Here is a 25628-nt window from a genome sequence, read left to right on the forward strand (position 1 = left end):
CTTTGGCGGCTATTCTTTGATAAGCCCGTTATCGATCGCATAACGGATGAGACCGGCAGTCGTCGCTATATCCAGTTTCCTCTTGATGTTCTTGCGATGGGTTTCCATCGTGCGCTCGGCAATGTCGAGCGCCAGCGCAGCGTCACGATTGCTCTTTCCGCGCGCGATCAGCAGCAGAACTTCCTGTTCGCGTGTCGTCAGCGCCTTCAGCCTGCCGGACGCCCCCTCCATTAGCACATCGCGAACGCCAGAGGAAAAATAGGTGCCGCCGGCAGCCACGGTTTCGATTGCAGCGACTATTTCTTCGGTCGCCACGTCCTTCAGAATGTAACCGGCTGCACCATACATCACCGATGTCGATATATATTCCCGGCTGTCATGCATCGACAGCATCAGCACCCGGGCGGAAAGCTGCTTTTCCTTGAACAGTTCCAGTGCATCGATGCCATTGATCTGCGGCATATTGATATCCATCAGCACCACATCGGGCCGCGTGGCGACAGCCGCATCGATACCGGCCATGGCGGATACCGCGGTTCCAACGACTTCGAGATGCTCGTAAGTCTCAAGGACGGCCCTCAACCCGTCCAGAACCAGAGGATGGTTGTCGATCAACAACACACGGATCGGATGAACGGTCACTCGGCGGCCTCCTGTAAGCCGTCATTGCGATCCTTCATGGCAGTGATGGGCAGCACCGCGCGCAGAACGGTTCCCCTGGCGGAGCTTTCGACATCCAGCCTGCCGCCGAAATGCGTCATGCGTTCCTGCATGTTTCTCAAACCGAGCCCCTTGCTTGCCGGCATCCCGTTCTCCTTCCGAACGGCCGGAAATCCACGACCATTGTCGCTGACATCCATCTGGACCCGTTCATCGCGGCTGGAAAACCGGATGGCGACCTGCGTCGCGCCGGCATGGCGCTCGATATTGGTCAACGCTTCCTGTGCGACACGGTAAAGCGCAACCCGCGCCTCCGGGACAAGCATATGCTTGAAGGCCACGGATTCAAGCGTCGCCGCAATTCCCGTGCGTTCGGAAAAACTCGAGATCAGGGATTCCAGAGCTGCCGTCAGCCCCAGATCGTCGAGGACACGCGGGCGAAGATCGTGCGAGATACGGCGGACTTCCTTGATCGCTTCGTTCAACGCAATGGCGCCTTTGCCGATCGCCTCTACAGCTCCGACATTATCCGGTGTGACCTTGCGCCGCGCGAGATCGATCGCGAAACGCACGCCGACGAGATTTTGGGAAATGCCGTCATGCAGTTCCCGGGCAATGCGAAGGCGCTCCTCCTCCTGCGTATCGATGATCCTTTGCATCAAGTCCTTGAGCCGGCCATCCGCCAGCCGCTGCTGGCGCAGATTGAGCAGCATGCAGGTGGCGAACACCAGCAATACGGCGGGAACCGCAAACAGGGCGACGATCAGGAAGTTCCAGGTGATTGAATGCCGCAACTCCTCCTTCGCCGCCGCCGTTGTCGCAAAAACGTCGTCGAGGTAAACGCCGGTACCGATCATCCAGCGCCATTTGTCGAGGCCGGCCGCAAAGGAAAGCTTGTCGGCCATTTTTTTGGTGGAGGGTTTTTCCCACTTGTACTGGACCAGCCCTCCCCCCTTTTTCGCCTCGACGATCAGATCGTAGATCACCCGGTTGCCATCGGGATCGTGGAGATCCAGCCAGTTGTTCCCCGGACGGAAATTCTGTCGTGGATGGACCACGTTCAGCCCGTCATAGTCATAGACGAAGAAATAGCCGTCAGTGCCATAGTCGAGACCGGTCAGGATGCGCTTGACCTCTTCCTTCGCGGCCTCGTCATCCGGTCCTGCCCTGTCATAGACCGAGCGGATCGCCGAAAGGGCGAGATTGGTGAGGTTGAGGAGTTCAGCCTCCTTTGCAGCGAGCATGTTTCGTTCGAACGCATCGATGCTCGTGCGCGCCAGCGTCATAGACTGCCACGTGATCAATGCGGTAATGACGATAATCGCAAGAACAAGTGGCCCGATGGCCAATGCGAGAATCTGGCTCCTGAGTTTCATGCCCCCTCCCGACACATCCATCTTGTGCTCTTTACTTCACAAAACTTAATGCCGCAAATGAGAGACATTGGAAAGCGACCCGCGCGACGCGACCATGAGTGACCTATTCAGGCCTGTTCCTGAAGAGCGGCTTTCAATCAAGTCCGGGGAGCGCCCGGCAGTCGGCGCTCCCGTTTTCGTCAGGCCTGATCCAGGGCAAGGGTCAGGTCGGCGACAAGATCGTCGGGATGTTCGATGCCGATTGACAGCCGGATCGTGGAATCCAGCACACCGATGCGCTGGCGGATATCGGCAGGAACTCCCGAATGCGTCATCGTTGCGGGGTGAGATGCGAGAGACTCCGTGCCGCCGAGGCTGACCGCGAGTTTGAATATGTTGAGCGCATTGAGGAATTTGAAAGAGGCGGCCTGCCCGCCGGCGATGTCGAACGAGAAGGTCGATCCCGCGCCGGAGCATTGAGCGGCAAACACCTTGCCAGCGGCAGATGCCGGATCGCTGAACGGAAGGTAATGGATTTTCTCGACCTTGGGATGCGCATTCAGGAATTCCGCCACGACCCTGGCGTTGCTGTCCGCCCGCTCCATCCGGATTTGCAGCGTCTCAAGGGAACGTCCGAGCATCCAGCACGAGTGCGGATCGAGTTGCGTGCCGATTGCTCCACGCAACGCCTTCACCTGCTTCATGACATTCTTCCGACCGAGCGCCGCCCCGGCAATGAGATCGGAATGCCCGCCAACATACTTCGTCAACGAATAGAGCGAGATGTCCGCGCCATGCTCGATGGGCCGCTGGAACACCGGGCCGAGGAGCGTATTGTCGCAAGCGATGATCGGCCTGTGCCCCTGCCTCTCGCTGATCGCGTCGGCGACCCGGCTCATCATCGCGACATCGACAACGCTGTTTGTCGGATTGGCCGGCGTCTCGATGAGGATGACGGAGACCCTGCCTTTCGCCATCGCCTCTTCTGCGGCAGCCATCACCGAAGTCTCGCTGACGCCATCGGCAAACCCCACTGCCGAGACGCCGAAATTATGGAAGGTCTTGGCCAGCAGCGTCTCCGTACCGCCATAAAGCGGCTGGGAGTGGAGCACAGTATCACCGGGCCGGACGAAGGCGAAAAGCGTCGTCGAAATGGCGGACATGCCGGACGAAAAGAGCGCGCAGCTCTCCGTTCGCTCATAAACGGCAAGACGATCCTCGACAATCTCGCTGTTTGGATGGTTGAAGCGCGAATAGACGAGGCCCGCGCCCCTGCCTTCGGGCGGCTCCTTGCGGCCGGAGACGTAGTCGAAGAAGTCACGCCCGTCTTCCGCCGACTTGAAAACGAAGGTCGATGTCAGGAACACGGGAGGCTTTACGGCGCCCTCCGACAATTCCGGATCATAACCGTAATTGAGCATCTGGGTTTCAGGATGGAGGGCGTGGTTGCCGATGTTGGTTTTGGACGGATGCGGCGCGGTCATTTCCGATGATCCCTCAGCTGGTGTTGAACTACCTGCAGGTTACACGCAGTGAAACCAAAATACCTTGCATTCTGAAGCGTCGAGTTGTCTCATAAAGCAATATATTGCGGAGAACGGTCATTTATGTCGCAAAAAATTGCAGACCCGATCGACAGGCGGATACTCAGGGAATTGTCTGCCGATGCGCGGATCACGAACAACGAACTTGCCGAGCGGGTTGGACTGTCAGCATCGGCGTGCCTGCGGCGGCTTCGACGCCTGGAAGAGATAGGCGCCATCAAAGGGTACTCCGCGATCATTGATCCGGCAATCGAGGGATGGACCATGACCGCCCTTGCGTCCGTCCGCCTCAGCCGCCAGCACGATGACGAAATCCGGATGTTCGAGGCGGCCGTTCTTGACTGGGACGAGGTTCTCGAATGTCATCTGGTCACGGGTCCGAGGGACTACATGCTCAAGGTCATGTGCGGTGGGCTGGAGGACTACGAGCGTTTCATCAAGGACAAGATTGCAAAGCTGAAATGCGTCGAGACCATCGAGACCAGCTTCGTCATGAACACGATCAAGGCGCGGCGCATCTGAACGTCATGGCCACGGCGGCAATCCGCTTTCTCATCAAGCCTTCCGCCCATCGGCGCTAATCGTTCCCGATTGCTTCAAGCCAGATGCTGACGGCGACCGCTCCCGCATCGGGATGTCCCATAGCCCGCTCGCCAAGATAGCTCGCGCGCCCGAGCCGCGGCTTCATCGACGTCGTCGCCTCGGCGCCTGCGATACCTGCCGCCAAGGCGGATCGCCAGGCGTCGTCGGCCGACGCTCCGGCTGCGAGCTTATCCCGGAACGTTGCTGCCGCCGGGTGAAGCGCATCTATCATCGTACGGTCTCCCGGCTTCGCACCGCCGAGTTCTGAGACCGCGAGAACGGCCGCCACGAACGCTTCCGCCATCTGTTGGGCCGTCGGCTTTTCGATCCCGGCAAGATGGCGCGAAGCGCGCATCAGGCCCGTGGCGTAAAAGGGGCCCGAGCTTCCGCCGATTGCCTTCCGCATCGCATTTGCCATCTCCATCAAGCCGCCGGATATATCTGCGAAGCTCTGCCGTGGCAGCGCCAGTATTGCTTCGGCGCCGCGCACCATGCTTGTTCCAAGGTCACCGTCGCCCGTAACACTGTCCAGTTGCGTCAGTTTGGGCTCCGCAGCGATCAGTGCACCGGCGACCCGCTCCACGGCGGAACGCAGTCGTTCACCGGCGACCGTGACGCTGCTTTGCGCGGTCACGCTCGTCTTGACGCCTACCGAAGGCAAGACGCGGTTGCGGTTCACCACACCGCCGCGCGGCCATGCACCGGCGTCGGTTGGCGCATCCATGAGATTGAGCATTGCGTCGTCCACATGCATGACCGACAGGGAAAAGCCGGGCATATCGAGGGCGGAGAGGAAGGTGCCGGCCCATGCCCTTTCGACCACGACGCGCTTTGCCTCCAGACGTGTGACGGCGGATCGCGCCACGACCGCAAGTTCCAATGGCGGCGTCGATCCCAGTCCGTTGACCAGAAGCGCAACCCGGTCGCCGCTCTTCAGCCTGCCATCGGCTTCAATCGTTTCGAGCACCAGCTTCACGAGCTCGTCCGCCGGTGCGATGGGCATCCGCCGAACGCCCTGTTCTCCATGGATGCCGAGCCCGACTTCGATTTCAGCGTCGCCAAGGACGAAGCCCGGCCTGCCAACGGCAGGGAGCGTGCAGGAGCCCAGTGATATTCCCATGGAAGATAAGTTTCCAGCGGCTTCCCGGGCGACGCGGGCCACCTCTTGAAGGGAAAGTCCCTGCTCCGCGGCCGCGCCAGCGAGCTTGTGAACAAGCACTGTACCTGCAATACCCCGGCGGCGATCGTCGGGAACTGTATCCTTCAACGCAACGTCATCGGCAACGACCACGATCTCGACCGGAATTCCTTCAGCCCGCGCCAGCTCGGCCGCCAATCCGAAGTTCAGTCGATCACCCGTATAGTTCTTGACGATAACCAGAGCGCCGGCGGGTCCGGCCGCAGCCCTGATGCCGGCAAGAACCGCATCGGTGCTCGGCGAAGTGAAGACATCGCCTGCCACCGCAACGGTCAGCATACCCGCGCCGACATAACCCGCATGAGCTGGTTCATGGCCACTGCCGCCGCCCGACAGAACCGCCACCCTGCGCTTTTCCGGGTCCGGAAGGCCAGAGCGGATGACGACATTCTCATCCGCTAGCAGGACCGTCGCGGGGCTGAGGGCCACCACGCCCTCAAGCATGTCCCGCACAACGGTGGCTGGATCGTTGATGAGCTTCTTCATGCCTTTACTCCTCGATGCAGTTCGTCGACTGGCGGGGACGCGGACGTGCCCTCCCGAAGGTGAACAAGCACGATCTCCCGGTCAATTTCAAGTTCCGGGCATTGGAACTCGTAACATCGATTGAGGGTATGCGAGGCAAGCACAGGTGCATATCCGCCATTGCCTCTCGCGGCGGAGACGCTATCATGATGGCGCTGTAGGACGGTAAGCTTTGGGAGGAGCGATACGTGAGACGGATGTGGCCAGACGAATTCACCTTTCTGCTGGACGGTGCAGAAGAAGTTGACCTACATATTCCATCGGCGGCGCATGACGATGGTTCGCCCGGAAAAACAATATCCAGAAAGGCCTTGAAAGCCCGTATCAGCCAACAGGATTTTGAGAATATCTGGCATCTCGCAGAGGCCCGCTACCGGCTGGGCGGCAGGTTGTCAGGCAAAGCGATTACGCTGATCGCCAACAACCCCCATTACCAGAATTGGCACCCCGCCGACGGCGGCAGCATCGAAAGCGTCTCCGATAGCGGTCAGAAATACACGACACGCTATGTGATCGTGCACTTTCTTCTGGATGATGTCAGCGAAGCTGTCGAAGCCTGAAATCCAGAAAGGCGGCTCTTTTGTGCGGGCGCAGCCCGCAAGCCGTTGAGGGCCGAGCGTATTACGGGGGGAGACGATGGACAAGCCACACCCATGGCGACATATGGCGAGCGCGCCGAAAACCGGAGATCGGATCCTCATCACGATACGGTCGTCCGAACAAGGGCCGTCCCAGGTAGACCTCGCTTATTGGTCGAAGGGCGACCAGTACGGCTCAGAGGGCTGGCGCGCTTCAGACTCTTCGCCGGGGCGGATCATCGAATATTCGGAGTCGGAATTGAAGTGCTGGATGCCTATGCCTTCAGCCAATATCGATGGTCTTACGATGCCCGCTCCCTGGGAGGGCGAGGACGACCGGGAGCTTGATGGGTCTGGGATCTGAAAGTTCGGGTTCGATCAGTGCTTGCCCGAGCCAACGGTTCATTCCAGCCTCAATCCGCCGCGACTATCGAACGGTTGCCGAATGGGGACATGGCGTCGAAGGCCCGTCGATCTGGCTCCGCCAAAATGGGCGATGGCGCCGGCGGCTCAAGCGGACTGATCCTTATCCTAAAAATTATGAACTGGTGATTTTGTTCTCTCAAACTGATGTTTTCCCAAATCAAGGCAAGGGCGTCGCGTCACTTGGTTCGAGAGAGGATAGGATTTTTCATGCTGGAACTCCCGAATACGTCAACAATCGAAGGCAATGCTGTTCGGTGGGGGAAGATCGGCAGCGGTCCGCCGCTGGTTGCCGTTCACGGCACACCCTTTTCTTCTCAGGTCTGGCGTAAGATCATCCCGCATTTTGCCCATGATCGGACCATCTATTACTTCGACATGGTTGGCTATGGTCAGTCTGAGATGCGCGAAGGACAGGATGTTTCGCTCGGAATACAGAATAATGTTCTGGAGAACTTGTTTAAAGAATGGAATATTGAACGGCCAGAGATGCTGGCCCATGACTTTGGCGGGGCAACCGTCCTTCGTGCCTACTTTCTCAACGGGTTGCGCTATTCCGCCTTAACGATCTTCGATGCTGTCGCTTTTGCCCCATGGGGGTCCCCTTTTGTGCAGCATGTTCGTCAGCACGAAATGGCGTTTTCCGACATGCCAGCCTACATGCATCGTGCCGTGTTGCGCGCCTACCTACAATCCGCCGCGCGCAATCCATTGTCGGAAGAGGCGCTGAAAATATACAGCGCGCCTTGGACTGGTCCTGTCGGGCAGCCTGCATTTTACCGGCAAATCGCGCAAATGGACCAGCGTTTCACAGATGAAGTCGAAACTCTTTATACCCGAATGGACTGCCCGGTAAGCGTACTTTGGGGAAAGAATGACGAATGGATTCCCCATCACGTGGGCGAGCGTCTTGCGGCGTTGATTTCCGCTAAAGACTGTATTTCGCTACCCGAGACCGGCCACCTTGTTCAGGAAGATTGCCCGGAAGCAATTGTCGCCGCAGTCTTGAGGAGTTTCAGGTGACCGGAAAAGTACCGAACAAGGCCACTTTAACGGTATAATTTCGCAGAACAAAGGCCACCGAATAAGTCTTCAGCCCTCGGTCACATCGCTGAAATTGTTACCTTCAGGTCGTTAATCAGTGTCGGCACCAGTTCTCCGACAGTCGGATGGATAGGCACCGCCCAGCGGAGTTTTTCGGTCGTCGCCCCGAGGTTCATGGCGTCCAGCACCCCGTAGATCGCTTCGTCACCCCCGACCCCCAGAAAGGCGGCGCCGAGCACCCGGTCGGTGTCAGCGTCGGCGACGAGCTTCATGAGGCCGAGTATTTCACCTTTCTCGACGGCTCGACCGACACGGCTCATAGGTCGGGTCGAGACCTTGACCCGGTGGCCGGCCTCCTTCGCCTGGCGCTCCGTCATGCCCACGCGCCCGAGAGGCGGATCAATGTAGAGGCCATAACCGAGAATGCGATCGGACAATTTGCGATCGCCGCCGTCGAGGAGGTTCGCGGCGGCGATCTCGAAATCATTGTAGGAGGTATGCGTGAAGGCGCCTCGTCCGTTGCAATCGCCAAGCGCCCAGATACCTTCGACATTCGTCTGAAGTCGCTCATCCACCTGAATGAATCCATGACGATCAGTCTCTACGCCCGCGAGATCGAGGCCGAGATCGTCGGTATTCGGCTGGCGCCCGAGGGCGACCAATACATGGCTGCCCCGGACTTCGCCTTGATCGGACCGCACGACGACGTCTGAGCCGTCCATGGCGACTGACAACAGTTTCTGGCTGAGAAGAACGTTGACGCCGTCCCTGGTGAGGATATCCGCAATGGCTTCCGAGATATCTCTGTCCTCCCGGGGCGCAAGGTGCGGTCCGCGCTCGACGACAGTGACCGCCGCGCCGAAGCGCCGATACATCTGGGCAAATTCCAGTCCGATATAACTGCCGCCGAGGACAACCAGGTGTCTTGGCAATTCCGCGAGTTCGATCATCGAAGTGCTTGTGAGATACGGCACGTCGGTCAACCCCTGCACATCGGGGATGTGTGGTCGCGCGCCCACGTTGATGAAAATCTGCGGCGCCGTGTAGCGTGTACCGTTCACATAAACGTCCTTCGCACCGGCGAATTTGGCCTGGCCATAAACCACATCCATCGTTTCGAGGCTATCGAACCAGGCCGCCAGGCCGCTTCTCGCATCGAGGGTCACCTTCCTGGCGCGGGCCGCCACGGCCGACATATCCATCGTCGGCTCACCAGGAATAGTGACCCCGAATTCGGATGCACGCCGCGCCATCTGGGCGGTCTTGGCACAGGCGACCAAGGCCTTGGTCGGCATGCACCCGGCGTTAACGCAGGTTCCGCCGAGATACTTCCGTTCGATCAGGACCACCTTGCGGCCCATCGCCGCCATACGAGCGGCGAGAAACGGCCCGGCCTGTCCGGCCCCGATGAAGATTGCGTCGTACTCTCTCATGACACGGCCACCACGACGAGAAGCGCGAACGCTATGATAACGGTGTCTTCGACCAGCGCCACGGGGAGCTCAAGCCCGAAACGTTTAGCGAGCCAGAAGCGACTGATCGCGCCGCCCAAGGTTTCGGTGACAGCGCCGATGACGCCCGTGAAATGCCTCGGAGCCACCATTCCTGCAGTTGCGGCGGTCATCGGGCGGCCGATAGAACCCGTCACGGCCCGGAGCAATTCAGTGAAGAAAAGAGTGTTCGGGAAGATATCGAACCACCCAAGATACCTGCCCCAGGCGATTGTGAAGGGAGTGGCCCTGGTGGGCGGGTCGACGGCGATTCTTGAGGGAACTGGGAAAAGAACGAGCATTCAAGTTCCTCTGAAAGTTTAGTAAATCAAGAACGTGCCGCTCGCATGCTCGGCAGACACATGGTGACAACCCCGCGGCGGCCAGCAACGTGCGAGGGCGCTATTTCAAGGGAAAGCGTGCCTCCATCCCGAATCCTCCACACTGTCTCAGTACTGGTTCAGTGGTCAGGCTCGTCAGGATACCACGTTCCATCCACGACGGCGATTGCAACATTTCGCGCGCTGCCGCCCAAAAGGGCGACATAATTTTATCAAAGCAGAGATATTTTTTTGCCCGCCTCCCTGCGCTTGATCGAACAGGCTTCCTTGGGCCTGACATTTCCAGTCAAGTCCCGCCGCGTTGTTTCCGGCGTCTAGCCGCGATCACCTGATCTATAAGGGCGCTCCCGGCGCGACCCCGCAAGAAGGATCTGCCGGGCTCTGACCGGAGAATGGAATTTTTCCGGTTAAAGCCGCAACGGTTGCGCGTTGTACCGGCAAAATCGGAGAATAACCGTTCACGAACGTTTCGCATTCCGGCATATGGTAAAGGAGAAACGGGGAACCGAGCGAAACATATATGGTCGGAAGATAGTCCCACAATCTTTCCATCGATGCGGGAAACGGCCCGTGCAAATCTGCCCACCGCGGACCAAGGTGTTCCCTGGCGGACATCCCTTCTTCAGCGAGAACATAGACGCCAACGTCATATAGCGCCGCTTCTATTTTCTCGCCAGGCCGCAGAATTGTCACATCAAACCCCGCCTCTCGAAGAAGCTGGTCAAACTGAAGTTGTGCGATTGGACCGGAAGGGGTCGTTCGCAGCAGGGCACACGACCAGGCAGACACGCTTTTAAGCAACCGGTCGGCTGTTTCGCGTTCCGCAATTACGGTTCGGGGTGGAACATGAAAGATATGGAGGTCGCATATAGACCAAATCTGGTCGATGCATGATCCATGCCGCGTCTTCCTGTCAGCAATACTGCATTAAGCGGGCAAGATGTTCCAAACTTTCAAAGAAGCTACGGGGATTTTCTCCGTCCTGATTTGCTGCCGTCCGCAGCGCGTGTCACCCAGACGGAAAACTCGTTATCATTGGAGAACACTATGAGCGACAGCGGCATTCCCGTTCCCGAAGGTCCAACCGAACTGATCGATACAACTTACATGGTTGGACAAGACAACATCACACCCCGGATCGGGCCGTTCGGCCTCGACGTGCATAACCCTGTTTTCCTGATCTCGGGTCTGACCATCGTTGGCTTCGTCCTGCTGACGCTCGCTCTCCAGCAGTATGTGGGACCGCTCTTCTCCGCCCTGCGCGACTGGCTGACAGCGACCTTCGACTGGTTCTTCCTGGCTGCCGGCAATGTTTTTTTGCTTCTTTGTCTTTTCTTGATCGTCTCGCCCTATGGCCGGGTCCGCATCGGCGGGCGCGACGCTTCGCCGGATTATTCCTATTCCGGCTGGTTTGCGATGCTCTTTGCTGCCGGTATGGGGATCGGCCTGATGTTCTATGGCGTCTCCGAGCCAATATCACATTATTCCTCCGCCGTCGCGGGGAATGCCGGAAGTCCCGAGAGTTGGGCGCCACTCGGAGGCGCGGCAGGGGACACGGCGACCGCCCGGCATATCGGCATGGCCGCGACGATCTTCCATTGGGCCCTCCATCCTTGGGCGATCTATGCGGTGGTGGCGTTGGCGTTGGCGCTGTTTTGCTACAATAAGGGCCTACCGCTCACAATACGCTCGATCTTCTATCCGATTTTCGGCGAGCGTGTCTGGGGTTGGGTGGGCCACATGATCGATGTGCTCGCTGTCTTCGCCACGCTTTTTGGCCTTGCCACCTCCCTTGGTTTCGGCGCGGAACAGGCAAATGCCGGCCTGAATCACCTGTTTGGGATGCCGGTCAACGACATCTCGAAGGTCGTCCTGATCGGTGTTATCACCGCTGTGGCCCTCACCTCGGTAGTGGCTGGGCTCGATGCCGGCGTCAAACGCCTTTCGGAGATCAACATGATCCTGGCCGCGCTGCTCCTGGCCTTTGTCGTGGCAGTCGGTCCGACGCTGGCCATTTTTACGGGCTTCTTCACCAACCTCTACGAATACATCCGCTACCTGCCCGAACTGTCGAATCCCTTCGGTCGGACCGACGACAATTTCCGCCAGGGCTGGACCGCTTTTTATTGGGCTTGGTGGATCTCCTGGTCGCCCTTTGTCGGCATGTTCATTGCACGCATCTCGCGCGGGCGGACGGTACGCGAGTTCCTCATCTGCGTGCTCATCATTCCCTCGCTGGTATCGGTCTTCTGGATGACGGCGTTCGGTGGGACGGCGATCAGTCAGATCGTGAACGATGGTTACCAGGCCGTGGTCGATGCTCCCCTGGAGCTTAAATTGTTCGCCATGCTGGAAGCCATGCCCCTGCAGGCAGTCACAAGCTTCATCGGCATCGTACTGGTCATCGTATTCTTCGTCACCTCGTCTGATTCCGGCTCGCTCGTCATCGACACCATCACCGCCGGCGGCAAGGTGGACGCACCGGTTCCCCAACGGGTCTTCTGGGCGACATTTGAGGGCCTCGTCGCCATCGCCCTTCTGCTTGGTGGTGGACTGGGAGCACTTCAGGCAATGGCCGTATCGACAGGCTTTCCGTTCACCATCGTCCTCTTGCTCGCCTGCTTCGCCATCCTGAAAGGACTAGCAAACGAACCGCGCTAAAGATTTGGAGATCAAGTACGCCGAGCATTGCTCTGCAAGAACTCACGAGCTTCGTGACCTGCTGCCGGTTTTTCGGACATGAAATTAAGCTAATCCCACCTTGTTTTCAAATTCCATCGGGCTGAGATAGCCCGGTGTCGAGTGGCGACGTTTCGGATTGTAGAGCGCTCGATGTAATCGAACACGTCTGCCTTTGCATCGTCTCTGGTCCGGTAGACAGCTTTCGTGCCGTTTTCTCTGTTTTCAGTGGACAAGACGCTCTCTTTATCTCTGGTGCGCGAGCGCGATGGACTCGGCAACCTGCCCATGTCCGGAATCCAGCTTGCTGGTAGCAACTCGGATATGGGAACTTGGCAGGATGGAGAACTTGTTTCCTGGCACGACCGCAATATTTCGTGCCGCAAGCGTTACCAGAGCGAAAGATTCCGATTCCACCGGCACCCAAAGGCAAAGGCCGCTGCCGGGCATGGTGGTAACGCCACGCTCAAGCAGTTCGCGCGCCAACGCATCGCGTCGTTTCTGATAAATGGCGCGTGCGTTCGCGACGATTTCGGAGGTTTCCTTGTCTCGGATGAGCCAAGCCACCGCAGCCTGTAGGACGCGGCTTGTCCAACCGGCGCTGAACGCTCGGTAGGATTGGATCTGTTCGACAATGGCTTTTGATCCTGAGAGAACCGCAAGCCGCAGATCAGGCCCTAATGTCTTCGAAAAAGACACAATACGCACCGTTCTGTCTGGAAAGCGCGAGCCGAGCGACACCGGCTGTGCAGCCGAGATATCAGCAATGCCATCATCTTCGATAATCAAAGTGTCGCTATCTGCCAGAACATCGGCCAGCGCCTGCATTCGCTCTGGGGTAACGGTCTGTCCCGTTACCGAATGCAAGCGCGGCTGAAAAAGAAACGCAGCGGGCCGCTCCGTCATCGCCTGTTTCAGCGCAGTGGGCATAGGGCCTTCTTCATCGGACAGCACGGGAACGATTTTCACGCCCAGATCCTCGAGGATATCGAGAAGACGCATAGCGGTCGGGTGTTCGACGGCAACCACCGAGCCCGGACGCACGAGCGCGCGGATGGTGGTGTAAACGCCATTATATCCACCATTGATGGCAAGAAAGGCTTCGGCGGCATAGGGCCAGTCGTCAGCAAGCGCATCTTTCAACTCAGGCACGATGCGGCTGCGCTCGTAGCTGTTCAGATCACTGACAGACGTTGCATGCACCATGGCCTTTGCAAGCGGCGGCAGCAATGTCCGATCAGGAACCGCCATGGAAAGATCGAGAACATTCGCGCCATAATGGCCGGCACTCGCCAACCGCTCCGGCTTTGCGACGAAGCGTTCCGCGCAGACCCAGGTTCCGTTACGCCCGCGACCGCTGACGATCTTCTGCTGGCGCAATTCGCTCCAAGCCTCGGAGATCGTAGCCGGACTAACCCCAAGCTCATAAGCCAGATCGCGAATGGCGGGCAACCGCGTTCCCACCGGCAGCAATCCGGCTCTTACGAGCGCACTCGTTTCCAGCGCAATGCCACGAATGGTTTTGTTGGTTATTTTTTCAGCAAGCCAGCGGGCTTTCACAATCTCGCTCAATTTTTTCTCACTTTAAATGTTCAATAACGTAATAACATTTGTACGATTTCAAGTGTACATTTACTCTCGAGGCATCAAAAAAACAAACGAGTAAAAAATCATGCCCTTGAAACTTCGTCTTGCCCTTCGAGATTGGGACTATACGACACCGCTCGTTCTGGGAGATGTCTCGTCTCCAAAACTCCAGATCGAGGTCGATCGGGTCAGCACTCTCATTTCGAACATCGCTGAAGACGAGGCTCACGACGCTGCCGAAACCTCCTTCAGCCGCTACGCGCAGATGCGTCACGATGGCGATGAGAGCGTTATCGGTATGCCGAACTTTATCATGCGCGGCTTCCGCCACCGCTGCATCATCACCACCAAGGATAGCCCGATCCGCACGCTTGCCGATCTTGCGGGCAAGAAGATCGGCGTGACCGGCTGGCGCGATTCCGGCAATATATGGACCCGCGCGGCCTGCCGTCGCGAAGGCGTGGGGGTGGAAGACGCCATGTGGTATGCTGGCCGTCTGACGGAAGCCCATCCTATCACCGACCGTCTGGATGGTTTCGGTCGTCCAGGCCGCATCGAGGCGGCGCCGGGCGAACGCCCGATGGTTGATCTGCTGAAGGATGGCGGGCTCGACGCCGTGTTCACCCCCTTCATGCCGAAGGGCTTCTTCGATCAGGACTCCCCCTTCCGACAGGTTCTGACGGATTACCGGGCTTCTGAAGTCGCCTATTTCAACGAAGTCGGTTATGTGCCGGGCATGCATCTTATCGGGTTCAAGGCCCATATCGTGCGCGAAAATCCATGGATCATGGATGAGCTCAGCGAGCTTATCGACGCCTCCCAGCGCATGTGGCTCGACAAGCGCGAAAAATACGCCGACACAACGCCATGGATGATCGACGAGTTGCGCCGTTGCGCTGCGGATCTGCCGCCGGACTGGAGTGCCAGCGGCTTTAAAAAAAACGAAGTCATGATCGTCGATTTCGCCAATGAGCTTCACGCTCAAGGCATTCTGCCGCGGCTTTTGACGCCCGCGGAGCTGTTTCCGCTGCACGCCGCAGGCAACTGACGACAACAGACAGACCTTGGCAATTCAACCGTTGCAAACAAGAAGGGGAATACCAAAATGCAAACGAAATTCATTGCTTCCGTCGCCCTTGCCGGGCTCATTCTCGCTGGACCGGCTCTTGCCGAGACGGCGCCCGCTCCAAAGCAGAGCGTGAACGAGGAACTTCGCGCCCGGCTTCCGGAAAAAATCCGCTCCGAAGGAAAGATGGTCTCCGTCAACAATGGATCCTTTCCTCCCTATGAGATCGTAACCGGCACCAAGATGGAAGGCGCAAGCGCCGACCTGACCGATGCGCTGGGCGAGCTGCTCGGCATCAAGATCGAGCATGCAACCGTCGGCGGCCTGCCAGCGCTTCTGGCAGGCGTCAATTCCGGGCGGTACCAGTTTGCATTTGGTCCTGTCGGCGATTTCAAGAGCCGCGAAGAAGCGAATGACTTCGTCGACTGGGTACAGGAATTCGTCGTCTTCGCTGTTCAGAAGGGCAATCCCAAGGACATCGTCTCGCTCGACACATCCTGCGGCCAGCGCATCGCCGTCATGGCTGGCGGCTCGGCTGAGCGCGTGATCCAGGCCCAGGCGGAAAAATGCAAGACCGATGGCAAGGCCGCGATCGAGGTTCAGTCCTACACCGACCAGCCAAGCTCCATTCTGGCGGTTCGCTCCAAGCGCGCCGACGCCTTCTTCTCCTCTCAGGCGCCGTTGACATATTTCGTATCCCAGGCCAATGGCCAGCTGGAACTGACGGGCGTCGGACAGAAGAACGGTTTCGATGACCTCTATCAGGGCGCTGTCGTTCCCAAGGGCTCTGAACTCGGCCCGGTTCTTCTCGATGCCATCAAGGTGCTGATGGACAACGGGACCTATGCGGCCATCATGAAGAAGTGGGGTCTTGAGAATAACATCCTCACGCAGCCCGGCATCAATCTCGGGGGCCAGTTGCCAAAATGACGAGCTCTGTTGAAATGAAAGTGCCGCTTTCGGGTGGCGCTGATCTGCGGGATGTGGCGACAGCCCATACCCCGTTTCGTACGGGAAGACTTGTGCTGTGGGTCGTCATCGTCCTCGTCGTCGCCAATTTCGGCTGGATCGTCGCCAACAACGAGAACTTCGGCTGGCCCGTCGTCGCTCAATATTTCTTCGATCCGACCGTCATCAGCGGTCTCTATGTCAGCCTCGGGCTAACCGTCATCGCCATGATCCTTGGCATCATTCTCGGCCTCATCATCGCGATTGCCAGAATGTCGAAAGACGGTCTGGCGAACTCTTTCGCTTCGCTCTTCATCTGGTTCTTCCGCGGCACGCCGCTGCTCGTCCAGCTGATCTTCTGGTACAATATGTCCACCCTCTTTCCGCAGCTCTCCATCTCGATCCCCTTCGGGCCGACACTTGCAAGCTGGGACACCAATTCCGTAATTACGCCAATGACCGCTGCAATCGTTGGTCTGGCCCTCAATGAAGCGGCCTATATGGCGGAAATCATTCGCGGTGGTCTTCTTTCAGTCGATCGCGGGCAGGCGGAAACGGCAGAAGCCTTCGGCATGACCAAGGCACGCGCACTCTGGCGCATCATCATCCCTCAGGCCATGCGTTCCATCGTTCCGCCCACCGGCAACCAGCTGATCAGCATGATCAAGGCAACATCGCTTGTCAGCGTCATTGCCATGGCCGATCTTCTTTACTCGGTTCAGTCCATCTACAACCGGACCTTCGAGATCATCCCGATGCTTCTCGTGGCAGTAATCTGGTATCTGCTGATCACATCTGTCCTCAATGTGGGTCAGAACTATATAGAGGCCTATTACGGTCGTAGCGACCGCCGCAATACCGGCGTTACAAAGCCAGCACGGGAAGAGGAGGCTAGTCATTGATCTCAGCTACAGACCAGAAGCCTCTCGTGCAGGCCCGCAACGTCCACAAGTCATTCGATCATCTGGAGGTTCTGAAGGGTATCGATCTGGACGTGATGCCAGGCGAAGTTGTGGTCATCCTCGGGCCGTCCGGCTCAGGCAAATCCACCTTCCTTCGTTGTATCAACAACCTGGAGACAATCCAAAAGGGATCGATTGCCGTCGATGGTGAACAGATCGGCTATCGGGTGAAGAACGACCGGCTGGAGAAGCTCTCCTCCAACAGCATCGCACGCCAGCGTCGCAAGATCGGCATGGTGTTCCAGCAGTTCAATCTCTATCCGCATATGACGGTGCTGCAGAACATCATCGAAGCGCCGGTGGGCGTCCATGGCGAAAGCCGCAAGAATGCAACCCAAAACGCCATACGCCTGCTGGAACGGGTTGGCTTGTCAGAAAAAGCATCCAGCTATCCGCGCCAGCTTTCCGGCGGGCAGCAGCAGCGTGTGGCGATTGCACGAGCTCTGGCAATCAAACCGAAGCTCATGCTGTTCGATGAACCGACTTCCGCGCTCGACCCGGAACTCGTCGGCGAAGTTCTCGCCACGATGCGCGACCTTGCAAGCCAGGGCCTGACCATGATCGTCGTGACGCACGAGATCGGTTTTGCGAAAGAAGCGGCAGATCGGGTCATCTTTATGGATGGCGGCAATATCGTCGAGATGGGCAAGCCGGAGGACGTTATCGGCAACCCGCGACATCCGCGAACACAGGCTTTCCTCTCCCGCTTTCTGTAAGCGAGACGTTTTCTCCCCAACCTGACGCCATTTAACGGCTGGCGTCCTTTTCAAGACCCTGGTGGACCCATGCTAAACGACAACCAATATGCCCGCGTTTCCGATTTCGAGCCCATGGAGGCGGAACTCAAGGCCACGCGCCAATATCTGCACGCCAATCCCGAGCTTTCACTGGAAGAGGTAGAAACCGCTCGCTATGTGGCGGAGAAACTCGAAGCCTGGGGCTTTGAGGTGACCCGCAATGTCGGCGGTCACGGCGTCGTCGCCCGCCTGAAAAACGGCAGCGGTAGCAAGAGCATCGGCATTCGCGCCGATATGGATGCACTGCCGATCATGGAAGAGACCGGGCTTGCCTATGCCAGCAAGACCCCCGGCAAGATGCACGCCTGCGGCCATGATGGCCATACGACCGTTCTGCTCGGCGCTGCCGAATATCTGGCACGCACGCGCCGCTTCGATGGCACCGTGACCCTGATCTTCCAGCCCGCAGAAGAAAACGGCAACCCCTCCGGCGCGCAGAAAATGATTGAGGACGGCCTTTTCGAGCGCTTCCCCATCGACGCGATTTTCGGTCTGCACAATCATCCCGGCGCACCGGAAGGCACAATTTTGACGCGCTCCGGACCGATGATGGCGTCTTCCGACACGGTTAAGATCACGGTCAGGGGCAAGGGCGGCCACGCGTCCCGCCCACATCTGACGGTCGATCCGATCGTCGTGGCCTGTAACCTCGTCGTTGCACTCCAGACCGTCGTTTCGCGCAACATCGACCCCACCCAGACGGCGGTAGTCACCGTCGGTACCATCCATGCGGGAGAGGCGGTCAACGTCATTCCGGAATATGCGAAACTGGCGCTCAGCGTGCGCTGCTTCGAACCCAAGGTGCGCGATCTGCTGGAGCGTCGCATCACCAAGCTCGCGCAGTCCATGGGGGAAGCCTATGACGCCGCCATCGATATCGAGTATGAGCACGGCTATCCAGTCGTTGCCAATTCGGAAGCCGAAACCGCCTTTGCGCGGTGCGTGGCGGAGGAACTGATTGGAAGCGACAAGGTCACCACCTGCCCGCTCATTCCCGGCAGCGAGGACTTCTCCTATTTCCTCGAAAAGAAGCCCGGGAGCTTTCTGCGCCTTGGCAACGGCATGAATTCCGCCATGCTGCACAGCGCCAAATATGACTTCGCCGACGAAACTCTCACGGTCGGAGCAGCCCTATGGGCGCGCTTGGCCGAGCGATTTCTGCAACAGTGATCTGCATTTGGCGAGCCCACGCCACCACTCAACCCCGCCTGTTCGCGGAGCGCCCTGATTGGCATGGTCTGGAGCGATATGGATCCTGGAGGCCGGTGCGCTAAAACCACGGGGGATTGGAGAAAAGGTGCCAAGAGAAGGCTTGCACCGGACGGAACAGGAAATCGTTCGCGGCGCCGTCAGTTTTTTACTGAGTTCGGGTTCGAAGGCCAGACTTGCGGGCGTGCCAAGCGGCTGGGTATGACTCAACCGTTGCCCTACACTTGTTCCTCAAACAAGGAGACGCTGGTTGAAAGGATATAACACAAAGGGTTCGTCCGGCGATGGATTCCGTCCAGGTCATTATGAGGGCGCCTGCGCACCCTCATAACTCCTCTTTTCAGGGTCGTCTCACCGACGCCACGATGACGTAAAACACAGGGACGAACAAAACGGCAAGGACGGTTGCGGAAATCATCCCGCCGAAAAGACCCGTTCCGATCGCATTTTGTGTTTCGGAACTTGCGCCCCTGGCGATAACGAGCGGAACGATGCCGAGCGTAAAGGCGAGCGAGGTCATGACGATGGGCCGCAGTCGAAGTCGGGAGGCTTCGATGACGGCGTCCTTGAGGGATTGTCCATCCTGCTGCCTCTTTCGCGCAAACTCCACGATCAGCACCGCATTTTTTGCCGACAGACCGATGAGTGTGATGAGGCCGACTTTGAAGAACACGTCGTTTTCCAACCCGCGCAGATGAACCGCGATGACGGCCCCAAGGATGCCAAGCGGCACGACCATCATGACGGAGAGCGGAACGGTCCAACTTTCGTAAAGCGCGGCGAGCACCAGGAAAACGATGAGGAATGAAAAGGCCATCAAAATCGGCGCCTGCGCACCGGACTGGCGTTCCTGCAACGATTGACCGGTCCACTCAACCGCAAAGCCTTTCGGTAATTTCGCGGCGAGCCGCTCCATTTCCTGCATCGCCTTGCCGCTGGAGACGCCTGGTGCGGCGGAGCCAGAAATGCTGCTGGATGGATAACCGTTATAGCGGGTGAATTGCAGCGGCATTGTTGACCATTCGGGTGTGACGATTTCCGAGAGACGGACCATCTTGCCGGCATCGTTGCGGACGTGGAGGTTGAGAACGTCATCCACCTGCATCCGGCTTGAGGCCTTTGCCTGCACGATCACCTGCTGCAGGCGTCCATCGCGTGGGAAATCATTGACGTAGGTCGAGCCGACCGCGCCGCTCAGCGTATCGGCGATGGTTGAATAGGGCACGCCGAGCGCGCTTGCTTTCTGCCGGTCGACGTTCAAGGTGACGCTTGGACCACGGGGAAGTCCATCCATGCGTACATCGCGAACGAGCCTGCTCTCAGCCGCAAGCTGCGTGAGCTGGGCGACAGCCTTGGCAAGCGCCTCTGCCCCGTGGTTGGCACGGTCCTGCAACCTCAACGCAAAACCCGATGTCGTGCCGAGTTCATCGATTGCCGGTGGCTTGAGGCTGAAAACCTGTCCCTCCTCTGCCGTAGCCATCGCGACCGTCGCGGCATTTACTTCTTCATCGACGGTTGTCTTGCGTTCGCCCCACTCCTTGAGCGTTGTGAAGGACATGGCGGTGTTTGGTCCCGAGCCCGAAAAGCCGAAACCCGTAATCGTCAAATTATTGGCAATATCCGACCGGGTCTTGACGTGTTCTTCGAACAGATCGACGACAGCGCGCGTCCGTTCCGCCGTGGCATCCGCCGGCAGGGTGAAGGATGTCATGAACGAGCCCTGATCTTCGTCCGGCACAAAGGCCGTTGACACAGTCGCATACCCATAGGCGACCGCGCCGATGATCGCGAGGTAGACCACCATGGTCCGTCCGGTCTTGCGCAGGAGGATGGCGACCCAGCCGGCGTACCGCTCGGTCAGGCGTTCAAAAGCACGGTTGAACCAGCCGAAGAATCCCTTTCTCTGATGGTGATCGGGACTGATCGGCTTCAGCAACGTTGCGCACAGCGCGGGCGTGAGGCTGAGCGCAAGGAAGGCCGAGAACAGAATCGAAACGGCCATCGACACGGTAAACTGCCGGTAGATTGCCCCAACCGAACCGGAAGCCATGCCCATCGGTAGGAAAACCGCCGTCAGAACAAGCGTGATGCCGATGACGGCGCCGGATATTTCCGTCATCGCTTTGCGGGTCGCTTCAAGGGGCGAAAGCCCTTCCGTTGCCATCAGACGCTCGACATTTTCTACGACGACGATGGCGTCGTCGACAATGATGCCGATTGCGAGAACCATGCCGAACATCGTCAGCGCGTTGATCGAATAACCGATCGCCAGCATGACCGCGAATGTACCGAGAAGGGCGATAGGCGCGACGATGGCGGGGATGAGCGTGTAACGCAGGTTTTGCAGGAACAGCAGCATGATCAGGAAAACCAGGACCATGGCTTCGGCGAGCGTCTGAACCACCTTTTGGATGGAAACCTTAACGAACGGCGCCGTGTCATAGGAAATGGCATATTCCATTCCCTCCGGCATGGTCGTTGAAAGCTCCGCCAGACGCTCACGCACGCCGTTGGACGTGCTTACCGCGTTGGCGCCCGGCGTCATCTGAATGGCGGCCGCCGTTGCGGGTTTGCCGCCGTCGAGGATGGAGAAGCTTGAGCTCTGGGATCCAACTTCGATTGTCGCAACGTCCCCCAATGTCAACCTGGAACCATCGGCATTGGAGCGGAGGATGATCTGTGCGAATTGTTCTGGGGTCTGCAACTGGCCGTTCACATTCAGCGGCACGGTGACCTTCTGGCCCGGCACAGCTGGAGATTCACCGAGGCGTCCAGGGGCGACCGGAACATTCTGCTGTTGGATCGCTTGGGTCGCCTCAGCCATCGAGATGGAATGGGCGACAAGGCGGACCGGATCAAGCCAGATGCGCATCGCCGCTTCCGAACCGAACGACTGCACACGGCCGACGCCACCGATGCGCTTGAGCTCGGGCGCGATATTGCGCACGAGATAATCGTCAAGGGCAAGCGCGTCGAGCGACCCGTCTTTCGACTTTAGCGAAACGATCATCAGGAAGCCGGACGATGCAGATTCAACGGTCAAACCCGCGCGGCGAACCTGTTCCGGCAGGCGCGGCTCCACAGCCTTCAGCCTGTTCTGCACATCCACCTGGGCAAGCTCGGGATTGGTGCCGGGCTTGAAGGTGACCGTGATGTTGGCGGAACCGGAGGAGTCGGCCGACGAGTCGAAATAAAGGACATTCTTGGCGCTCGAAAGTTCGCGCTCGATCAGGCTGGTAACGCTGTCATTGATCGTCTTCGGCGTCGCGCCGGTATAGGTGGCATAGATCGAAACGCTGGGCGGGGCGATGACGGGAAAGCGCGAAACGGGGAGCTGGGGGATGGAAATGACCCCGGCAATCACGATCAAAATGGCGATAACCCAGGCGAAAACCGGCCTGTTAATGAAAAACTGCGGCATGATATGTCCGCTCCTTAGCTTTTTGTCTCTGGCGCGGCGAGGGAAAAGGGTACTGTCTCAAGCGGCTGTGCGTTTTCGACGCGATCCTGCCCCAGGACGACGACCGTTTCTCCGGCGGCAAGTCCTGATGTGACGATGTATTGACCGTCCGTTATCGGCCCCAACTCCACGGTTCGTCGCACACCGGTCTTGTCTTGTCCGATGACGACGATCTGAGGCCGACCGGCTGGATCGCGGGTAATGGCTTCCTGCGGCACGCGAATTGCGTCGCTGTAGATGGCGCGAGGCACCATGGCGCGGATATACATGCCCGGAAGCAACTGCTCCTCCGGGTTGCTGACGAGGATGCGAATACCAAGGCTTCCCGTGGCGCTATCGACGGAAATATCCGAAAACAGGATCTTTCCGTCATGGGCAAAGGGTTTACCGGCAATCGTCGCGATCTTGACCGGCAGTTCGTCCGGATTTTGCGATCCCGCCTCTGCAGCCGTGTCGCGCAGCGCTTCAAGGCTCATAGCGGATTGGCGAACGTCCACATAGACCTGATCGATCTGCTGAATGACGGCAAGCGGTGTCGTTGCAGAGGCCGAGGCAAGCCCGCCTTCGCTCATGAACGACTGGCCAATGACGCCGCCGATGGGACTGCGTAAGGTGGCATAGGAAAGCTCCAGCTTTCGCCGAGCCAGAATGGCCCTGGCCTCCGCCACATTTGCCTTTGCCTGCGCCAAAGCCGCCGTTGCATTGTTGAAGGACTCGGTGCTGGTGATCTCGCGCGACGACAGGGATTTCGCCCGTTCATATTTGACCTGGGCATTGAGAAGTTCTGCCTCTGTGCGCGCAAGCACGGCGGCTGCCGCATCCACATCGGCGGAGAACGGTGCAGGGTCGATCTCGAAGAGGGGCGTGTCGGCTTTGACGAACGCGCCTTCGGTGAAGAGCTTCTTCTGGATGATGCCGCCCACCTGGGCGCGGATTTCCGCAGTGCGATAGGCCGAAACCCTGCCTGGCAGCTCGTCATACACCGTCACCGTTTCCGGCTTTACCGTCATGACACTGACGCGTGCAGGCGCCGCTACTTCGGAGGCGCTGCCTTCGCCCTGCCCGCTGTCGCTGCATGAACACAGAAGAATGATCGGCAGGCACAATGCGCCGAGTTTCCAGAAGCGTGATCCGCGTTGCATGTATGTCCACCATTGAATTCTTGAAAAATCTCTTTGATGGCGACCCTCTATGATCTGAGGGTGGTGGCTATGTGTAGGAATTGTTGAGGTTTCGTGGAGGCCGCAGTCTCTCACTCGACGGCGCCGACATTCGGTGGCATGGAGGTGTCAAGGAGTGTGAAGACGATGGCTGAACTGGTCTTGATCGCTGAAGACGACATGGAAATTGCCGGCATACTCGAGGCTTATTTTGTCCGCGAGGGTTTCCGCACGGCGCATGCCCGCGACGGCAAGGTGGCCCTTGAACTCCACCGCTCACTCAAACCCGATATTGTTCTGGCTGACGTCACCATGCCGCGGCTGGACGGATGGGCGGTTCTGGCCGAGATACAAAGGCGCGGCCATACCCCCGTCATCATGGTTACCGCGCTCGACGAGGATGTCGACCGCCTTCAGGGGCTGCGCATCGGAGCCGACGACTACATCGTCAAACCGTTCAACCCAATCGAGGTGGTGGCGCGGGCAAAGGCAGTCCTCAGACGCGCCGGGCTCGCCCAAGCGGGTGCCGTCGTCCGGGTCGGCAATCTAACCATCGATCTCGACAGCTATCAGGCAAAGATCGACAAAGACGGCGAAACTATCCGACTGTCGCTCACCTTGACAGAGTTCCGCCTGCTAACACATCTGGCGCGAACGCCGACCAAGGTTTTCACCCGGGGGGAGCTGGTCGACGCCTGCCTTCCCGGTTCCGATGCACTCGACCGCACCATCGACAGCCATCTCAGCAAATTGCGCAAAAAGCTCGATCAGGCCGGCGGAGAGGGAATGCTCGCCAGCATTCGTGGCGTCGGCTACCGTCTGGCGGTCGAGCCATGATGCTGAAGAAAGGCCTCAGCCGGCAGATATTGCTGGCCATGTCATCGATGACCGTGGTTGTCTGTCTGGTGGTCTTTTTCGGCACCTATATCGCCTTCGGCATCATTTTTTACTTTTCGCCATGGTCGCAATACGAGGAGAGTTGGCTAACAGGCGTCGACTTCATCATCCTCTCCATTCTCATCTTCATAGCCCTCATCGTCGCCGCTATCGCATCGGTCCGATTGACCCGGCGTATTCTACAGCCGCTTGAATCACTTGCCCAAAGCGCACGACGCATCAAGGACGGCGATCTCTCCGCGCGCGCTCTGCCGGGGGACCAGTCGCTTGGGGAAACCGCCCATCTCGTCCAGGATTTTAACGCCATGGCGCAGCGTCTCGAGGACATGGCGGCCGATATGAAACTCTGGAACGCCACAATCGCCCACGAGTTGCGCACCCCGCTCACGATCCTGAAGGGCCGTCTTCGAGGGATGATAGACGGCGTGTTCGAACCTGACGAAACCTCGCTTCATGCCCTCGTGATGCAAGTGGATTCGCTGGCGCGGCTTGTCGAGGATCTGCGCACTGTGACGCTGGCGGACAGCGGCCACCTTGACCTGCGCATCGAGCCGGTGCGGCTGAAGCAGGAAATCGAACAGCTTGGTAACCTGCTGGAACAGGAACTGCGGGAGGAGGGTTTCGAACTTCGACTCAGCCTCGCCGATGTCGTGGTTCAGGCGGATTCTATGCGGATTCGGCAGGTGCTTCTTGCCCTCGTGACGAATGCGCGTCGTCACGCCGTGCGCGGCGCTATCGATGTGACGCTTGGCGTCGAAGACCGCGTCACGCGCCTGCGCGTTATCGATGAAGGCCCTGGTCTCGGTGACGATATCGCGCCCTGGGCCTTTGAACCCTTCAGAAGAGGCGCCAGGACCAGCCTTCATGAAAAGGCCGGCAACGGGCTTGGTCTGTCCGTGGTGCGCGCGATTGTGGAGGCCCATGGCGGCAAGATTCGGTATGCGCCATCCGCCAAAGGCGGCGCGATGTTCGAAATTTCGCTCGCCCGGCCGGTCTTCTGACCACGGTCACCGCGTGACCGAAGGACGTCGTCTCCACGCTTTCTCCACAATGCCTCCATGGAACGACAAAGGGCTGCCAATACGGTACAGGCCGCGGCTTCAGCCGGGATCAGCCTTGCGCG

At 58.6% G+C, this 25628-nt stretch carries 21 protein-coding genes and 1 pseudogene; 12 read left to right on the forward strand and 10 right to left on the reverse strand.

All coding sequences use genetic code 11. From position 1 onward, the window contains the following. Positions 1–9 precede the first annotated feature (9 nt). From mctR to ACQZ48_RS15795, 3 genes are all read right to left on the reverse strand, one after another. Complete coding sequence (gene mctR / locus ACQZ48_RS15785) at positions 10–642, reverse strand: two-component system response regulator MctR (RefSeq protein ID WP_077983158.1); 633 nt, start codon at positions 640–642, stop codon at positions 10–12. Then, on the reverse strand, positions 639–2036 hold the full coding sequence (mctS, locus tag ACQZ48_RS15790) for a two-component system sensor histidine kinase MctS (protein WP_077983203.1): 1398 nt from the start codon (positions 2034–2036) through the stop codon (positions 639–641). Before mctS ends, mctR begins: the two co-directional genes overlap by 4 nt. A 179-nt stretch (positions 2037–2215) precedes the next feature. Further along, positions 2216–3499: a cystathionine gamma-synthase family protein gene (locus tag ACQZ48_RS15795; protein ID WP_448729007.1), complete on the reverse strand. Its 1284-nt coding sequence runs from the start codon at positions 3497–3499 to the stop codon at positions 2216–2218. A 123-nt stretch (positions 3500–3622) separates the two neighbouring features. Between ACQZ48_RS15795 and ACQZ48_RS15800 the strand changes: the two genes are divergently transcribed. Continuing rightward, entirely contained in the window at positions 3623–4081 is a 459-nt protein-coding gene (locus ACQZ48_RS15800; protein ID WP_080794082.1) for an Lrp/AsnC family transcriptional regulator, read from the forward strand. A 55-nt stretch (positions 4082–4136) separates the two neighbouring features. On the opposite strand, the gene ACQZ48_RS15805 is transcribed toward ACQZ48_RS15800, so the two are convergent. Beyond that, positions 4137–5825 (reverse strand): dihydroxyacetone kinase family protein, encoded by a 1689-nt coding sequence (locus tag ACQZ48_RS15805; RefSeq protein WP_448729008.1) that lies wholly within the window; start codon positions 5823–5825, stop codon positions 4137–4139. Positions 5826–6061: 236 nt separating this feature from the next. Here ACQZ48_RS15805 and ACQZ48_RS15810 point away from each other — a divergent pair, with 236 nt between their 5' ends. The 3 genes from ACQZ48_RS15810 to ACQZ48_RS15820 all read left to right on the forward strand — a co-directional run bounded on the left by ACQZ48_RS15810 (position 6062) and on the right by ACQZ48_RS15820 (position 7888). Beyond that, on the forward strand, positions 6062–6424 hold the full coding sequence (locus tag ACQZ48_RS15810; protein WP_077983163.1) for a hypothetical protein: 363 nt from the start codon (positions 6062–6064) through the stop codon (positions 6422–6424). A gap of 76 nt (positions 6425–6500) precedes the next feature. Next, positions 6501–6806 (forward strand): hypothetical protein, encoded by a 306-nt coding sequence (locus ACQZ48_RS15815; RefSeq protein ID WP_077983164.1) that lies wholly within the window; start codon positions 6501–6503, stop codon positions 6804–6806. Between the two features lie 269 nt (positions 6807–7075). Beyond that, positions 7076–7888 carry an alpha/beta fold hydrolase gene (locus tag ACQZ48_RS15820; protein ID WP_077983205.1) on the forward strand — a complete coding sequence of 271 codons (813 nt, stop codon included), beginning with the start codon at positions 7076–7078 and terminating at the stop codon, positions 7886–7888. Between the two features lie 80 nt (positions 7889–7968). Here the strand turns inward: ACQZ48_RS15820 and ACQZ48_RS15825 are convergent, their stop codons facing one another. Together ACQZ48_RS15825 and ACQZ48_RS15830 are read right to left on the reverse strand one after the other, a co-directional pair. Beyond that, positions 7969–9342, reverse strand: coding sequence for an FAD-containing oxidoreductase (locus ACQZ48_RS15825; protein ID WP_077983165.1), 1374 nt, complete (start codon positions 9340–9342; stop codon positions 7969–7971). Beyond that, positions 9339–9701, reverse strand: coding sequence for a hypothetical protein (locus ACQZ48_RS15830; protein ID WP_077983166.1), 363 nt, complete (start codon positions 9699–9701; stop codon positions 9339–9341). Before ACQZ48_RS15830 ends, ACQZ48_RS15825 begins: the two co-directional genes overlap by 4 nt. A 1086-nt stretch (positions 9702–10787) precedes the next feature. Between ACQZ48_RS15830 and ACQZ48_RS15835 the strand changes: the two genes are divergently transcribed. After that, positions 10788–12401, forward strand: coding sequence for a BCCT family transporter (locus ACQZ48_RS15835; protein WP_142913325.1), 1614 nt, complete (start codon positions 10788–10790; stop codon positions 12399–12401). Positions 12402–12485: 84 nt separating this feature from the next. Here ACQZ48_RS15835 and ACQZ48_RS15840 read toward each other — a convergent pair. Continuing rightward, positions 12486–12648: pseudogene (locus tag ACQZ48_RS15840) on the reverse strand (IS3 family transposase); the annotation flags it as partial. A 17-nt stretch (positions 12649–12665) separates the two neighbouring features. Next, positions 12666–13991, reverse strand: coding sequence for an aminotransferase-like domain-containing protein (locus tag ACQZ48_RS15845; protein ID WP_077983168.1), 1326 nt, complete (start codon positions 13989–13991; stop codon positions 12666–12668). 100 nt (positions 13992–14091) lie between these two features. Between ACQZ48_RS15845 and ACQZ48_RS15850 the strand changes: the two genes are divergently transcribed. The 5 genes from ACQZ48_RS15850 (at position 14092) to ACQZ48_RS15870 (ending at position 18949) form a co-directional block, all read left to right on the forward strand. Then, positions 14092–15054, forward strand: coding sequence for an ABC transporter substrate-binding protein (locus ACQZ48_RS15850; RefSeq protein ID WP_448729009.1), 963 nt, complete (start codon positions 14092–14094; stop codon positions 15052–15054). 57 nt (positions 15055–15111) lie between these two features. Then, a complete protein-coding gene (locus ACQZ48_RS15855; protein ID WP_149148381.1) occupies positions 15112–16002 on the forward strand; it encodes an ABC transporter substrate-binding protein in 891 nt (296 codons plus the stop codon). Then, positions 15999–16922, forward strand: coding sequence for an amino acid ABC transporter permease (locus ACQZ48_RS15860; RefSeq protein ID WP_137411816.1), 924 nt, complete (start codon positions 15999–16001; stop codon positions 16920–16922). Before ACQZ48_RS15855 ends, ACQZ48_RS15860 begins: the two co-directional genes overlap by 4 nt. Further along, positions 16922–17698 (forward strand): amino acid ABC transporter ATP-binding protein, encoded by a 777-nt coding sequence (locus tag ACQZ48_RS15865; protein ID WP_448729032.1) that lies wholly within the window; start codon positions 16922–16924, stop codon positions 17696–17698. Before ACQZ48_RS15860 ends, ACQZ48_RS15865 begins: the two co-directional genes overlap by 1 nt. A 69-nt stretch (positions 17699–17767) precedes the next feature. Further along, on the forward strand, positions 17768–18949 hold the full coding sequence (locus tag ACQZ48_RS15870) for a M20 aminoacylase family protein (RefSeq protein ID WP_374636885.1): 1182 nt from the start codon (positions 17768–17770) through the stop codon (positions 18947–18949). Between the two features lie 379 nt (positions 18950–19328). Here the strand turns inward: ACQZ48_RS15870 and ACQZ48_RS15875 are convergent, their stop codons facing one another. Both ACQZ48_RS15875 and ACQZ48_RS15880 read right to left on the reverse strand, forming a co-directional pair. Next, the gene (locus tag ACQZ48_RS15875; protein WP_448729010.1) at positions 19329–22409 is read right to left on the reverse strand and encodes a multidrug efflux RND transporter permease subunit; all 3081 of its coding nucleotides are present in this window, start codon (positions 22407–22409) and stop codon (positions 19329–19331) included. A 14-nt stretch (positions 22410–22423) separates the two neighbouring features. Further along, positions 22424–23590: an efflux RND transporter periplasmic adaptor subunit gene (locus ACQZ48_RS15880; RefSeq protein WP_448729011.1), complete on the reverse strand. Its 1167-nt coding sequence runs from the start codon at positions 23588–23590 to the stop codon at positions 22424–22426. Between the two features lie 165 nt (positions 23591–23755). Here ACQZ48_RS15880 and ACQZ48_RS15885 point away from each other — a divergent pair, with 165 nt between their 5' ends. Next, positions 23756–24445: a response regulator gene (locus ACQZ48_RS15885; protein WP_443387989.1), complete on the forward strand. Its 690-nt coding sequence runs from the start codon at positions 23756–23758 to the stop codon at positions 24443–24445. Then, positions 24442–25506, forward strand: a complete 1065-nt coding sequence (locus ACQZ48_RS15890; RefSeq protein ID WP_448729012.1) for an ATP-binding protein — start codon at positions 24442–24444, stop codon at positions 25504–25506. The genes ACQZ48_RS15885 and ACQZ48_RS15890 overlap by 4 nt, the downstream gene beginning before the upstream one ends. Positions 25507–25628 lie beyond the last annotated feature (122 nt).

It is taken from the genome of Agrobacterium sp. 22-209-1 (assembly GCF_053522485.1).